The 13,867-nt window shown below is 69.1% G+C and carries 11 protein-coding genes; 8 read left to right on the plus strand and 3 right to left on the minus strand.

Features of this window, described 5'->3' with window-relative positions; all coding sequences use genetic code 11:
• Window positions 1-32: 32 nt before the first annotated feature.
• Window positions 33-1,523, minus strand: coding sequence for a sensor histidine kinase (locus B146_RS26070; RefSeq protein ID WP_019996978.1), 1,491 nt, complete (start codon window positions 1,521-1,523; stop codon window positions 33-35).
• Between the two features lie 344 nt (window positions 1,524-1,867).
• Between B146_RS26070 and B146_RS0113485 the strand changes: the two genes are divergently transcribed.
• Entirely contained in the window at window positions 1,868-3,259 is a 1,392-nt protein-coding gene (locus B146_RS0113485) for a DEAD/DEAH box helicase (RefSeq protein WP_019996979.1), read from the plus strand.
• A 132-nt stretch (window positions 3,260-3,391) separates the two neighbouring features.
• The gene (locus tag B146_RS0113490) at window positions 3,392-3,709 is read left to right on the plus strand and encodes a polyhydroxyalkanoic acid system family protein (protein ID WP_019996980.1); all 318 of its coding nucleotides are present in this window, start codon (window positions 3,392-3,394) and stop codon (window positions 3,707-3,709) included.
• 4 nt (window positions 3,710-3,713) lie between these two features.
• On the opposite strand, the gene B146_RS0113495 is transcribed toward B146_RS0113490, so the two are convergent.
• The gene (locus tag B146_RS0113495) at window positions 3,714-4,235 is read right to left on the minus strand and encodes a hypothetical protein (protein ID WP_019996981.1); all 522 of its coding nucleotides are present in this window, start codon (window positions 4,233-4,235) and stop codon (window positions 3,714-3,716) included.
• A gap of 148 nt (window positions 4,236-4,383) precedes the next feature.
• Here B146_RS0113495 and B146_RS0113500 point away from each other — a divergent pair, with 148 nt between their 5' ends.
• The 4 genes from B146_RS0113500 to B146_RS0113515 all read left to right on the plus strand — a co-directional run bounded on the left by B146_RS0113500 (window position 4,384) and on the right by B146_RS0113515 (window position 8,988).
• Window positions 4,384-4,722, plus strand: a complete 339-nt coding sequence (locus B146_RS0113500; RefSeq protein ID WP_019996982.1) for a hypothetical protein — start codon at window positions 4,384-4,386, stop codon at window positions 4,720-4,722.
• Between the two features lie 261 nt (window positions 4,723-4,983).
• Window positions 4,984-6,246: a cytochrome c gene (locus B146_RS26075; RefSeq protein WP_019996983.1), complete on the plus strand. Its 1,263-nt coding sequence runs from the start codon at window positions 4,984-4,986 to the stop codon at window positions 6,244-6,246.
• Window positions 6,247-6,274: 28 nt separating this feature from the next.
• Window positions 6,275-6,754, plus strand: a complete 480-nt coding sequence (locus B146_RS26080; protein WP_019996984.1) for a (2Fe-2S)-binding protein — start codon at window positions 6,275-6,277, stop codon at window positions 6,752-6,754.
• Window positions 6,751-8,988: a xanthine dehydrogenase family protein molybdopterin-binding subunit gene (locus tag B146_RS0113515; protein WP_019996985.1), complete on the plus strand. Its 2,238-nt coding sequence runs from the start codon at window positions 6,751-6,753 to the stop codon at window positions 8,986-8,988. Before B146_RS26080 ends, B146_RS0113515 begins: the two co-directional genes overlap by 4 nt.
• Window positions 8,989-9,063: 75 nt before the next feature.
• Here the strand turns inward: B146_RS0113515 and B146_RS0113520 are convergent, their stop codons facing one another.
• On the minus strand, window positions 9,064-10,413 hold the full coding sequence (locus B146_RS0113520) for a dicarboxylate/amino acid:cation symporter (protein WP_019996986.1): 1,350 nt from the start codon (window positions 10,411-10,413) through the stop codon (window positions 9,064-9,066).
• A gap of 300 nt (window positions 10,414-10,713) precedes the next feature.
• Between B146_RS0113520 and B146_RS0113525 the strand changes: the two genes are divergently transcribed.
• The gene (locus B146_RS0113525; protein WP_155897491.1) at window positions 10,714-12,501 is read left to right on the plus strand and encodes a sensor histidine kinase; all 1,788 of its coding nucleotides are present in this window, start codon (window positions 10,714-10,716) and stop codon (window positions 12,499-12,501) included.
• A complete protein-coding gene (locus B146_RS0113530; RefSeq protein WP_019996988.1) occupies window positions 12,498-13,850 on the plus strand; it encodes a sigma-54-dependent transcriptional regulator in 1,353 nt (450 codons plus the stop codon). The genes B146_RS0113525 and B146_RS0113530 overlap by 4 nt, the downstream gene beginning before the upstream one ends.
• Window positions 13,851-13,867: the final 17 nt, after the last annotated feature.

A 13,867-nucleotide genomic window follows, 5' to 3' on the forward strand; every position in this document is an offset into this window, starting at 1 on the left:
GGCCCTCGCCGCCTTGGTTGAAGAGGACCCTATTACGACTGGCTTGCGCTCACCTTTCCACACAGGGTGAAATAGAGACCCTGGGTTGTGAAATTCATGGACGCCGAACCATCGAAATAAGGGGCGACGATCCGCTGAATCAGGCGGCTTCCGAACCCCTTGCGCTCCGGCGCGACGACGGGCGGGCCGCCCCGCTCCCGCCACTCGAGGTTGAACACCCCATCACCCGTCACGCTCCAGGCAAGCTCGACCTCGCCCGTGTCGTTGGAAAGGGCGCCGTATTTGACGGCATTGGTGGCGAGCTCGTGCAGCGCCAGCGAAAGGCCGAGCGCCTGTTGGCTGCCGAGGATGACCTGCCCGCCCGACAGGTGGAACCGGCTGCGGGCATGATCGAGCGCGCCGAGCGCGACGTCGATCACCTCGCGGATGTCGGCCGTTTCCCAATCGGTCCGCGTCAGGACGTCCTGCGCGCGGGCGAGCGCGGCGATCCGCCCGGAAATGGCCTCGCGCCCTTCCTCGACGGTTTTGACCTGGCGCAGCGTCTGGCTCGCGATGGCCTGGACCATGGCCATGGAATTCTTCATGCGATGGGCCATCTCGCGCATCAGCACGATGCGCTGCTGATCGGCCATGATGCGCGAGGTGACGTCGTAGCCCTCGACCAGAATGCCGGTGACCACATCGGCCTGATTGCGCACGGGCTGGTAGACGAAGTCGAGAAAGCGCTCCACCGGGGCCGCGCCGGGCTCGACCTGGATGGCGTAGCGCGCGCCCGTCCGGGTCTGCGCCTTGCCGCTCGCAAAGACCTCGTCGAGCAGCGTCCCATAGCCCTGCTGCATCGCGTCGGGCAGCGCTTCGGCTACGGTGCGCCCGACGATCTGCCTTGCGCCCACCAGCCTTTGATAGGTCGGATTGATCCATTCGAAGCGATGCTCGGGGCCGCGCAGCATGGCCATGAAGCTCGGCGCCTGCTGGAACATCTCCTTGAAGCCCGCGCGCTCAGCCAGCACCTCGCGCCGGGCGATCACCTCGCCGGTGGTTTCCGTGCAGGCGCAGAACATGCCGCCGACGTCGCCGTTCTCGACGCGCACCGGCGTATAGGAAAAGGCGAAATGCGTTTCCTCGGGATAGCCGTTGCGGTGCATCGTGAACTCGATGTCGTCCATATGCGTGGACACGCCCGCATAGGCCCGGTCGAGAATGGGCTCCACGACATCCCACAGGTCGAACCAGAGATCCTGGAACGGACGCCCGAGCGCTCGCGGGTGCCGCTGGCCGCACATCGCGGCATAGCCGTCATTGTAGAGGGTGATCCGGTCCGGCCCCCAGACCACGAGCATGGGCTGGCGCGAGCCGAGCATGATGCCGACCACGGTGCGCAGGCTCTGCGGCCAGGTTTGGACAGGTCCGAGCGACGTGGTGCACCAGTCGAAGCACCGGATCAAAGCGCCGGACTCGCCTCCCCCCTTGAGGAAATCCGGGCTCGCGTCGTCGCCGGTGCACGGCACCGTTTCTTCTGACAACCTTGGCCTGCCTTTCAAGACGTCCCTCCCTTTCCTTATTCCGCATGACGGGGTGAAAGGGAAGAGTCGGCGGCGGAACGCTCGCTAGCCTGGAAGAAATAAGATCCTCTTGTGGATTGGGGGCTTGCGCCGAAAGAACTTGACGGCGGGCGTGCTTGCGCCGATATGAGGGCCGTATTCGCCGCGTTTGCGCTGCGTCCGCCCTCTCCCGAATCTCGGGTTCGATCTTGCCGGACGCCTGCTGGTCGCATTTGCCAGCCGCGGTCCGCGTTGATCTGTTCCCGCGCAGGAACGGTCAGCCGTTTATCGGCCTTTCAGAGGCCGAAGCCAGTCAAAGGCATTCCTTGACCCAGACGAATTTCCAGGCGCTCGGCCTTGCCGACGCGCTTCTGTCCGCCCTTGCGGCGATGGACTTCACCGTGCCGACGCCGATCCAGGCGCAGGCCATTCCCGCCGTTCTGAAGAACCGCGACGTGCTCGGCATCGCGCAGACCGGAACCGGCAAGACCGCCGCCTTCTCGCTCCCGATCATCGACCAGCTGCTGCGCGCCGGCGGCAAGCCGAAATCCGGCTCCGCCAAGGTGCTGGTGCTCGCCCCGACGCGCGAACTGGCCATCCAGATCGCCGACAACGTCAAGGGCTTCACGGCCGGCACGCCGATCCGCCACATGACCGTCTTCGGCGGCGTGTCGATCCGTCCGCAGATGGAAGCCGCCCGTCGCGGCGTCGACATCGTGATCGCGACCCCCGGCCGCCTTCTCGACCTCATCGACCAGCGCGGCCTGACGCTCGCCGACATCAGCCACGTCGTGTTCGACGAGGCGGACCGGATGCTCGACATGGGCTTCATCCGCGACATCACCCGCATCGTGAAGATGCTGCCGACCAACCGTCAGTCGCTCCTGTTCTCGGCCACCATGCCCGACAACATCGCCTCGCTGGCGGCGAAGTTCCTGAAGTCGCCGGTGCGCGTCGAGGTGACGCCGGAAGTCGTGACCGTCGAGAAGATCGACCAGAGCGTCTTCCTCGTGCCGCAGAAGATGAAGAAGCACTGGCTGATCAAGCATCTGCCGGGCTTCGAAAAAACTGTCATCTTCACCCGCACCAAGCATGGCGCGAACCGTCTGTCGGAAGATCTCGAGAAGGCCGGCATCGGCGCGCTCGCGATCCACGGCAACAAGAGCCAGGGCGCCCGCCAGCGCGCGCTCTCGGAGTTCCATGCCGGCAAGCTGCGGGTTCTCGTCGCCACCGACATCGTGGCGCGCGGCATCCATGTCGACGACATCAGCCATGTCGTGAATTTCGACCTGCCGGAAGAGCCGGAAAGCTACGTGCACCGCATCGGCCGCACGGCGCGCGCCGGCAAGTCGGGCATCGCGGTGACGCTCTGCGATCCGTCCGAGCGCTCCAAGCTGCGCCAGGTCGAGAAGATCACGGGCCTGCGCTTCGACGTGCAGACCAACGAGTTCTCCGACGCCTCGGCGGCGCCCGAGGAGCCGCGCGGCGAGCGCGGCCCCCGTCCCCAGCGCTCCGGCCGCCCCGGCGGCGGCGCGGGTCGCGGCGGTCGCGGCGCGCCGTCCGGCGAGCGTCGCCCGCATGGCGAGCATGGCCGCCCGGCCCAGCGCAACGAGAGCGGCGCGCCGCGCGGCGAGGAGCGCGACAGCCAGCCGAACCGCAACCGCACGCCGCGGCGTCGCGGCGGTCGTCCCCAGGGCGGCTCGCGCGCGGCGGGCTGATATCGCCCGTTTCAATCAGACGAACGAAAGGGGCCGAAAGGCCCCTTTTGTGTAACCGGCGCTGCCATGTTGCGCCTCTCGCCCCGGCCCCCATATGCAGGGACGAGACAGCTTCCATCCAAGGACAGAATCATGGCCGAGACCGTGAAGGTCGACATCCCTCACAAGCTGACCCGCGAGGTCGCGCGCCAGCGGATCACCGAAGGGTTCGACCGCGTCCGGTCCGACGCCACGGGCGGCATGTTGAAGTTCGAGGATCAGTGGACCGGCGACCATCTCGACTTTCGCGCCGGAATGCTCGGCCAGCGCGTCGTCGGCCGGCTCGATATCCATGACGACCATGTCCATATCGAACTCGACCTGCCGGGCTTCCTCGCCTCGCTCGCCGGCAAGCTGACCGGCAAGATCCGCTCCGAAGGGCAGATCTTGCTGGAGAACAAGAAGGCCTGACGCCTCAGGGCTTGGCGTTGGTGTTGGCGACGCCGCGCAGCGTGGCGTTCTCGGCGACGACGGTCGGGCTGCCCGCCTCGGCGTCGATCGTCCGGATCGAGCCGAGGCCCGGCACTACGGAGCCGACCTTGACGCGCACCAGCTCGTCGCGGGTCGCCAGCAGCGCCTCGTTCCTGAACACCATCACGATCTGATAGTCTTCCGGCGTCGGCTCGCGCAGGCGCACGATCTCGGGCGCGGGCATCGCGTTCGACGTGTCGATCGAGCCCGTCTGGATCTGGTCGAGCTTGGGCGGCATGTTGGCGAGCGCGGCCTGCTGGAAATAGTCGGGCGACTGGAGCGACACGGCGAAGGACCAGCAGAAGAAGCTCGCCGAGGCGACTGCGAGCGTGACGGAGGCCGTGCCGACCAGCCAGTCCGCCAGCGTCCATTCCGCCGAGAACGTGCCGGCCGTCAGCCGCTCGCGCAGGCGCTTTCGCGGCAGGTCCTTCTTTTCGTCCAGATCCTCAAAGGCGATGTTCGACATGGGCAGGGTCCTCGATGCGTGGCTTGCCCGAGGGTTGCGCTTGGCCCGTTAACGAAGATCGTGCACGGCGCATCGACGCGAACTCAATCAAAGATTAGGGTTAGCCAACCATAAATCGGCTCTGTTCCGCCGGAGACCCCTCAAGACCATGCAGGCCGAAACGCCCCCGAACCGGCGCCGCGAAGGCCGCCGAAAGACGCGCCTGAGGCCGGGCAAGCTCGTCACCGAAGGCGGCGAGTTCCTGTGCGACTGCACCGTGATCGAGCGCTCCCAAAGCGGCGCGCGCATTCGCGCCTTCGCGCCGGTGACGACGCTCCTGCCGGAAGATCTCTTCCTGTTCGAGGAGATCGAATCCTACAAGCATCGCGCCCGCATCGTCTGGGCGAGCGGGGCGGAACTCGGCCTCGTCTTCCTGGCGCCGGGCTTCGCGGTGGACGACCAGGAGCGCAACCGGATCGCCGGCCGCTTCTACGCGGTGTCCGACTGAGATGCCGCGTCACCCTTTCGGCATGCCACTGGCCATGCCGCCCCGCTGCGGCATCTAAGAGCACCTGACAAGACCTCCGGGCGGAGGATGGTCGAGGGGTTTTCGTCAGGCCGCGTGGAGCAAAGCGCAGTCGATGCGAGGTCAGCATCGGCGAGCATTTGCGAAGAGGCGGCTGGCGAAAAGAATCGATCAGCCGACCCCGCGAGGTCTTGTCAGGTGCTCTAAAGCGCGAACCGTCCGACGCATCGAGGCCTTGCGGGTTTGATTCGAACCGTCCTTATCCTTCTGGGTCTGCCTGTCGTCGCGGGGCTCGCCTTTCTCGCCTACGCGCTGAGCCCGACCGCGATCGAGCCCGTGCCGCGCCCCGCGCCCACGTCGCTTTCGAGCCTTGCCGTCGAGCGCGGCGCGCGGCTGGCGCGGATCGGCAATTGCCAGACCTGCCACACGGCGGCAGGCGGCCCCTCCTATGCCGGCGGCTACGGGGTGGAGACGCCCTTCGGCACGATCTACGGCACCAACATCACGCCCGACGAGGAGACCGGCATCGGCCATTGGTCGCTCGCGGCCTTCGAGCGGGCCATGCGCGAGGGGATCGGCGCGCGCGGCGAGCATCTCTACCCGGCCTTTCCCTACGACCATTTCACCAAGCTCTCGGACGGCGACATCGCCGCGCTCTACGCCTTCCTGATGTCGCGCGAGCCGGTGCGGCGCGAGACGCCGGAGAACGATCTCCCGGCCCTTCTGCGCTTCCGCCCGCTTCTGGCGGGGTGGAAGCTCCTGGCGTTTTCCGATGGTCGCTTCGTTCCCGATGCCGCGCTCGACCCGGCCGTCGATTATGGACGCTATCTCGTGGAAGGCGCGGCCCATTGCGGCGCCTGCCACACGCCGCGCAACCTGATCCAGGCCGAGATCGCCTCGAAGGCGCTGGAGGGCGGCCAGTCCGGCGGCTGGTCGGCGCCCGCCATCGCCGGCGCGATCTCCGTGTCTGCGCCTTGGACGGCGGAAACGCTGACGACCTATCTGCGCGACGGCTATGCGCGCGACCACGGCGCGGGCGCGGGTCCCATGCAGCCGGTCGGCTTCAACCTGGCGCGCACGCCCGAGGAAGATGCGCAGGCGATCGCGGCCTATCTCCTGTCGGTCATGGACCAGAGCGTGCGCCCTGCCCTCGACCCGGCTCGGGCCGCGCAAGCCGAAGCGCTTCCCGGCGCGCCGCTCTTTGCGGGCGCCTGCGCCCGTTGCCATGGCGGTTCGGCCGCCGGCGCCTCGCAAGGCCTGCCGCTGGCGCAAAGCGGCACCGTCCATGCCGAGACGCCGCGCAATCTCGTGAACTTCATTCTCCACGGTCGCCAGCCCGCCCGAGGCGACACGGGGCCGGCCATGCCGGGCTTTGCCGGCGTTCTGACCCGCGCGCAGGTGGCCGAGATCGCGGCCTATGTCCGGGCGCGCTATTCCGCCGAGCCGCCCTTTTCCAAGCTAGGCGAGAGCGTCGACGAGATCGCCGACCGGGCGGGTGTGCCATGACCGGGCGCGAGAACAGGAGCTGGGGATCATGGTGAGCTTCACCGTCAACGGTCGGCGCGTCGAGACGCAGGCCGACCCCGCCATGCCGCTTCTCTATCTGCTTCGCGGCGACCTCGCCCTGAACGGCGCCAAATATGGCTGCGGCGTCGGTCAGTGCGGCTCCTGCGCCGTGCTGGTGGATGGGCGCTCCACCTTTTCCTGCCTCCTGCCGGTGGCCGCGCTGGAAGGGCGCGAGGTGGTGACGCTGGAAGGGCTCGGCGCGGGCGACAAGCCCGGCGCGGTGCAGGCGGCCTTCATCGCCGAGCAGGCCGCGCAATGCGGCTATTGCATCCCCGGCATGATCATCGCGGTGGAAGGCCTCCTGCGGCAGACACCCTCGCCCGGCGAGCCCGAAATCCGCGCCGCTCTGGAGCCGCATCTCTGCCGCTGCGGCACCCATGCGCGCATCCTGCGCGCCGCGCTGCGCGTCACCACGCCGCCCGCCGGCGCCTCGGAGCCCGGCCGGTGAGCGCCGACCTTTCGCGCCGCTCGCTCCTGAAGGCGGGGGGCGGCCTCACCCTGTTCTTCGCGCTTCGCCCCGGCTCGGGCCTAGCCCGCGACGACGCCCCCGGTGGCGAAGGCGCGGCGGCGGGCGGGCGACTGCCCGGCAGTCTGGCGGACACGCCGAGGCTCGACAGCTGGATAAGCCTTCATGCGGACGGAACGGCGACGGTCTTCACCGGCAAGGCCGAACTCGGCCAAGGAATTCGCACCGCGCTCTGGCAGATCGCCGTGGAGCAGCTTTGCATCAAGCCCGCCGACCTCACGCTGCGGACGGCCGACACCGGCACGACGCCCGACGAAGGCTTCACTGCCGGCAGCCAGTCGCTCAGCGAAAGCGGCGCGGCGATCGGCCATGCGGCGGCCGAAGTCCGCGCGATCCTCGTTTCGCGCGCCGCCGGGCGGCTCGGCGCGGAGGCCGGCACGCTCACCGCCGAAAACGGCGCGATCCGTGCCCCGGACGGGCGCAGCCTGTCCTATGCGGCGCTGGTGGAGGGGCTGGACCTGGCAGTGAACGCCACGCCCGGCGCGCGGCTCGTCAGCGGCGCGGAGCGGCGCTTCGTCGGCCAGCCGACGCCCCGGCTCGACATTCCCGCCAAGCTCACCGGCCGCGAGGCCTATCTTCAGGACATGCGCCCGGAGGGCCTCGTTCACGCCCGCGTCGTGCGCCCGCCCGTGCAAGGCGCGCGGCTGCGCGAGGTGGCGCTCGGGGAGGTGGAGGCCCTGCCCGGCGTTCTCAAAGTCGTGCGGAACGGCAGCTTTCTGGGCGTCATCGCAGAAACCGAATGGGGCGCGATCGAGGCGCGGCGCAAGCTGATCGGCCTCGCGCAGTGGGACGCGCCGCCCGCCCGGCCTGCGCCGGGCGCGGTGCACGAGTGGCTGCGGCAGGCCCCGGCCGAGACGAACGTGATCGCCGAGACGGCGGGTCTGCCCCCGGAGGGCGAGCGGATCGCCGCCACCTATCGCCGGGCCTATCAGATGCATGGCTCGATCGGCCCGTCCTGCGCGCTCGCCGAATTCCGCGACGGCCAGCTCACCGTCTGGAGCCACACGCAGGGCGTCTTTCCCGACCGCGACGCCATCGCGGAGCTGACCCGCCTGCCGCAATCCCAGGTGCGCGTGATCCATGCCGAGGGCGCGGGCTGCTATGGCCACAATGGCGCGGACGACGCGGCGGCCGACGCCGCGCTTCTGGCACTCGCCCTGCCCGGCCGGCCGGTGCGCCTTCAATGGATGCGCGAGGACGAGCACGGGTTCGAGCCCTATGGGTCCGCCATGATCTCGCAGCACGCCGCGCGCCTGTCGCGCGAGGGACGGATAACCGAGTGGAGCACCGATGTCTGGTCGATGCCCCATTCGACCCGGCCGGGCACGGCGGGCAATCTCCTGGCCGGCCAGCTCGTCGAGCCGCCCTTCGAGATGGAGGCGCCGCGCCCCATCCCGCAGCCCGCCGGCGGCGGCGACCGCAACGCCATTCCCGGCTACGACTTTCCCAATCTCAGCGTGCGCAACCATTTCGTCGCCGAGATGCCGGTGCGCGTGTCCGCGCTGCGCTCGCTCGGCGCCTATCACAACGTCTTCGCGCTGGAGAGCTTTCTGGACGAGCTGGCGCTGCGGGCCGGCGTCGATCCGGTCGCCTTCCGCCTCGCGCATCTGAGCGATCCGCGCGCCCGCGCGGTGGTGGAAGCGGCGGCCAAGCGCTTCGGCTGGGACAGCTGGACGCCGCGCGGGGGCATGAGCGGCCGGGGCTTCGGCTATGCGCGCTACAAGAATCTGGCGGCCTATTGCGCCGTCGCGCTGGAACTCGGTCTCGACCGCGACACGGGCCGCGTGCGGCTCGGCCGGGTCGTCGCGGCCTGCGACAGCGGCGAGGCCGTGAACCCGGACGGCATCCGCAACCAGATCGAGGGCGGGATCGTGCAGGCCGCGAGCTGGACCCTGTTCGAGGAGGTCGCCTTCGACGCGGCCGGCCCCGCCTCGCGCGATTGGGGGACCTATCCGATCCTGCGCTTTGCCGACGTGCCCGCCTCGATCGAGGTGCATCTGGTGGACCGCGTCGGCGAGCCGTTCCTTGGCACCGGCGAGGCCGCGCAGGGGCCGATGGCGGCGGCGATCGGCAATGCGCTGGCGCAGGCGGCGGGCGTGCGCCTTCGCGACCTTCCCTTGCGCCCCGACCGGATCACCGCCGCGCTCGGCGCCTGACCGCGGATCACGAAAAGGCCCGCCCCGATCGCTCGGGGCGAGCCTTCTCGTGTCTTCAGGTGAATATCGGGCGGATCACTCGGCCGGGACGACCTGGATCGGACCGGTTTCGGCCGTGGCGGGGCCGACCGGCTCGATCTTGCCGTTCAGCGCGGCATGGAGACGGTCGGTGTCCAGCTCGCCTTCCCAGCGGGCGACGACGAGCGTCGCCACGGCATTGCCGACGAGATTGGTCAGCGCGCGGCATTCCGACATGAAGCGGTCGATGCCCAGAATCAGCGCCATGCCGGCGACCGGAACCGAGGGGACGACCGAGAGCGTCGCGGCGAGCGTGATGAAGCCGGCGCCCGTGATGCCCGCCGCGCCCTTGGAGGAGAGCATGGCGACGAGGAGAAGCAGAACCTGCTCGCCCAGCGAGAGATGGATGCCCGTGGCCTGCGCGATGAAGAGGGCGGCCAGCGTCATGTAGATGTTGGTGCCGTCGAGGTTGAACGAGTAGCCCGTCGGGATCACGAGGCCGACCACCGACTTCTTGGCGCCCGCCGCTTCCATCTTCTCCATGAGCGAGGGCAGAGCGGCTTCCGAGGAGGAGGTGCCGAGGACGAGCAGCAGCTCTTCCTTGATGTAGCGGACGAGCGCGATGATCGAGAAGCCGTTGTAGCGGCAGACCGCGCCGAGCACGACGAACACGAACAGGAAGGCGGTGATGTAGAAGGTGCCGATCAGCATGGCGAGATTGGCGACCGAGGAGATGCCGTACTTGCCGATGGTGAAGGCCATGGCGCCGAAGGCGCCGATCGGGGCGGCCTTCATCAGGATGCCGACGAGCTTGAACATCGGCGCCGAGACGGCCTGCAGGAAGCCGATGACCGGCTGGCCCTTTTCGCCGACCATGCCGAGCGCGAGGCCGAACAGGACGGAGAAGAACAGGACCTGGAGAATGTCGCCCGAGGCGAAGGCCCCGACGATCGTGGTCGGGATGATGTTCTGCAGGAAGCCCGTGATGGTCTGCTCATGCGCCTTCACGGCGTAGTCGGCGACCGCCTTGCCGTCGAGCGAGGCCGGGTCGATGTTGAGGCCGGCGCCCGGCTGGATCACGTTGCCGACGATCAGGCCGATGATGAGGGCCAGCGTCGAGAAGGTGAGGAAGTAGAGCATCGCCTTGCCCGCGACGCGGCCGACCTTCTTCAGGTCGCTCATGCCGGCGATGCCGGTCACGATGGTCAGGAAGATGACCGGGGCGATGATCATCTTGACGAGCTTGATGAAGGCGTCGCCGAGCGGCTTCATCGACTCGCCGGTCTGCGGGTAGAAATGGCCGAGCAGGATGCCGACGGCGATCGCGGCCAGAACCTGGACATAGAGCTGCGCGTAGAACGGCTTGCGCGGAGCGGGCTCGCTCCGGACGACGGGTATGGATGCCATGAATGCCTCCCAACGGGTTTTTGTCGCGATCCATCCCGATCGCGTCTTGGAGGCCGGCGCGCTGCCCGCGAAGCCCCATGCCAATACTCATTGCAAGCATCGTGCCAACTGCTCTGCACGGCTGATATGCCCAGTGCGCAAGGCTGACGCTCCCTGAAAATCCTTGGACTTTTCTGACTTGTGCGGAATTCCACTCAACGAACCGGCATGATTGTGCGATAATCCGCACAGATGGATCGCAACCTATCCCTCCCTTTCGCTTTCGCGCGCCGCTCGTCGTTCCGGCGGGCGCTTGTCGCCTTGGCCGCGCTCGCGATGGTCGCCCTCGTCTGGATCGCGGGCGGCGAGGTCGGACGGCGGCAGGCCGAAGGGCAGCTCGCGACCCGCGCCGACAGCGCGCTCGCCGCCTCGTCCTCCGTTCTGCGCAGCGAGATCGCCAAGCAGCGTGCCGTGCCGAGCGTCCTCGCCGAGGACCCGGAAGTGGTCAGCGCCTTGCGCTGGCCGACCGAGGCCGGCCTTTTCCGCATCAACCGCCGTCTCGCGACCCTCACCGACACGACCGGCGCGAGCGTCATCTATCTCGTTTCGGGAACGGGCTTCGCGGTGGCCTCCAGCAATTACGACGAGCCACAGAGCTTCGTCGGCAACGACTACCGCTTCCGCAGCTATTATTCCGCCTCGATGAAAAACGGCGCGGCCGAGCAATACGCGCTCGGCTCGGTGAGCCGCCGGCCGGGCCTCTACATCGCGCGGCGGGTGGGCAGCGCGGCGGTGCCGCTCGGCGTCGTGGTCCTGAAGATGGAGCTGGATTCGGTCGAGGACACCTGGCGCGCCAGCGGCAACCGGATCATCGCCGCCGACCCGGACAGCGTGATCCTCGCAACCACCGAGCCGGACTGGCGCTTCCACACGCTGGCGCCCCTGCCCCCGGACGAGCGCAACGCCATTCGCGAAACGCTCCAGTTCGGCGCCGCACCGCTCACCCCGCTGGAGGCGCTCGCCGCGCGCGACGGGCGCTACTGGGTCCTGCGGGAGGAAGGCATGCGCGACCGCGTCTTCGAGGCGGACCGGCCGCTGGCCGACCCGATGCTCAACTGGCGTCTCTACGTCATGCTGCCTGCCGACGACACGCTGGGCGAAGCGCAACGCTCGGCGCGGCTCGTCGGCTACGCCCTGCTTCTGGCCGTCGCCGGCCCGGCCATCGCGCTGTATCGGCGGCGCGAGCGCTCGCAGCGACGCCAGCGCGAGCTCGCCGCGACGGCGGCCGAGCTGGAGCGGCGCGTTGGTGAGCGCACGGCCGAGATCGCGGAGGCGAACCAGCGGCTGCGGCAGGAGATGGACGCGCGCGAGCGCTCCGAGCAGCGGGCGGGCGAGCTGCGCGAGGAACTCGACCAGGCCGCCCGGCTGGCGACGCTCGGCCAGATCGCGGCCGGCGTCGCGCACGAGATCAACCAGCCGCTCGCCGCGATCCGCACCTATGGCGAGAATGCGGGCCTGTTTCTCGACCGGGGCGACATGGCGCGCACATCCGACAATCTGAAGCTCGTCGTCGGCCTCACCGATCGCATCGGCGCGATCACCGCGACCTTGCGCAATTTCTCGCGGCGCGGCTCGCAGCCGCTCGGCCCGGTCTCGCTGGAAAGCGCGGCGGAGGGGGCCGAGATGCTCCTACACAACCGTCTTTCGGGGGCCGACGTGACACTGTTGCGCGAGGGCGACGCCTGGGGCGCCAGCGTCCTCGCCGAGCCGATCCGCCTGGAACAGGTTCTCGTGAACCTCCTTCAGAACGCGCTCGACGCGGTGGCCGACCGTCCCGCCCCGCGCATCGCCTTGCGCGCGACGGGACGGGGCGAGACGATCGATCTCAGCGTCTGCGACAACGGCCCCGGCATCGACCCCGCCGTTCTGCCCCGCCTGTTCACGCCCTTCTCCACCGCCAAGCCGCGTGGCCTCGGCCTCGGCCTCGTCATCTCGCGCGACATTCTCGCCGAATGGGGCGGCGAACTCACCGCGCGAAGCGAGCCGGGCCAGGGGGCGCGCTTCACGGCCCGCCTCCGGCGCGCGCCCGAACCGGGATCATCCTCATGAGCGAAGTCCCTTCCCTGCCCGTCGCCTTCGTGGACGACGAGGCCGAGCTTCGAGCCGCCAACGAGCAGTCGCTGCTTCTGGCCGGTTATCGCCCCCTTCTGTTCGACCGCGCCGAAGCGCTGCTTGCCACGATCGGCCCGGAGTTCGAGGGCGTCGTCGTCACCGATCTTCGGATGCCCTGTCTCAGCGGCCTCGACCTGTTCCGCCGTCTGAAGGAGGTGGACCCGGACCTGCCGGTGATCCTCGTCACCGGTCATGGCGACGTCGCGACCGCCGTGGACGCCCTGCACGAGGGCGTCTACGATTTCATCGCCAAGCCCTACCCGGCCGCCCGGCTGATGGACGCGGTGCGGCGCGCGGGCGAGAAGCGGCGGCTCGTTCTCGAAAACCGCCGCCTTCGCGAACTCGCCCGCCAGGGGGGCGAGGCGGACGCGCCCCTGATCGGCGAAAGCCCGGCCATGCAGCGCCTTCGCCGCACGCTGCGCCAGATCGCCGATGCCGATGTGGACGTTCTGGTGGAAGGCGAAACGGGCTCCGGCAAGGAGGTCGTGGCGAGCGCTCTCCATGGCTGGAGCCGGCGCGCCACCCGCCCGTTCGTCGCACTGAACTGCGGCGCGCTGCCCGAAACGGTCATCGAAAGCGAGCTGTTCGGCCATGAAAGCGGCGCCTTCACGGGCGCCGCCAAGCGGCGCGTCGGGCGGATCGAGCATTCGAGCGGCGGCACGCTGTTTCTGGACGAGATCGAATCCATGCCGCCGGCGCTGCAGGTGAAGCTCCTGCGGGTTCTGGAAACGCGCGAGGTGGACCCGCTCGGCACCAACGAGCGCCGGCCGGTGGACCTGCGCGTCGTCGCCGCCGCCAAGGTCGATCTCGGCTCGGTCGAGGCGCGCGCCTATTTCCGCGAGGACCTGTTCTATCGGCTGAACGTCGTCACCGTGCAGATCCCGCCCTTGCGCGAGCGGCGGGACGACGTGCCGCTTCTGTTCGCGACCTTTCTCGACCGGGCGGCCAAGCGATTCCGGCGCGAGCCGCCGCCGCTTTCGCCCTCCGTCGCGCGCCATCTGCGCGAACACGACTGGCCGGGCAATGTGCGCGAACTCGTCCATTTCGCCGAGCGCGTGGCGCTCGGCATCGGGGACCTCGCGGAGGCGAGCGAGCCGGCCCGCGCCGGCCTGACGCTGCCCGAGCGGGTGGACGCGTTCGAGGCCGACACGATCCGCGCCGCCCTCGAAGAGGCCAATGGCGACGTGAAGCGCACGATCGAAGCCCTCGGCATTCCGCGCAAGACCTTCTACGACAAGCTCCAGCGCCACGGCATCAGCCGTCGCGACTTCGCGGGCGAGGGCTGACGCCGCCCGCCGTGCGC

The organism is Aureimonas ureilytica DSM 18598 = NBRC 106430 (assembly GCF_000382705.1).
Classification (GTDB): domain Bacteria; phylum Pseudomonadota; class Alphaproteobacteria; order Rhizobiales; family Rhizobiaceae; genus Aureimonas; species Aureimonas ureilytica.

Coding starts and splice junctions, on each gene's coding strand:
- B146_RS0113490 (WP_019996980.1), top strand. CDS start 3,392: ATGGCCGAGACCGTGAAGGTCGACATCCCTCACAAGCTGACCCGCGAG.
- B146_RS0113495 (WP_019996981.1), bottom strand. CDS start 4,235: ATGTCGAACATCGCCTTTGAGGATCTGGACGAAAAGAAGGACCTGCCG.
- B146_RS0113500 (WP_019996982.1), top strand. CDS start 4,384: ATGCAGGCCGAAACGCCCCCGAACCGGCGCCGCGAAGGCCGCCGAAAG.
- B146_RS26080 (WP_019996984.1), top strand. CDS start 6,275: ATGGTGAGCTTCACCGTCAACGGTCGGCGCGTCGAGACGCAGGCCGAC.
- B146_RS0113520 (WP_019996986.1), bottom strand. CDS start 10,413: ATGGCATCCATACCCGTCGTCCGGAGCGAGCCCGCTCCGCGCAAGCCG.
- B146_RS0113530 (WP_019996988.1), top strand. CDS start 12,498: ATGAGCGAAGTCCCTTCCCTGCCCGTCGCCTTCGTGGACGACGAGGCC.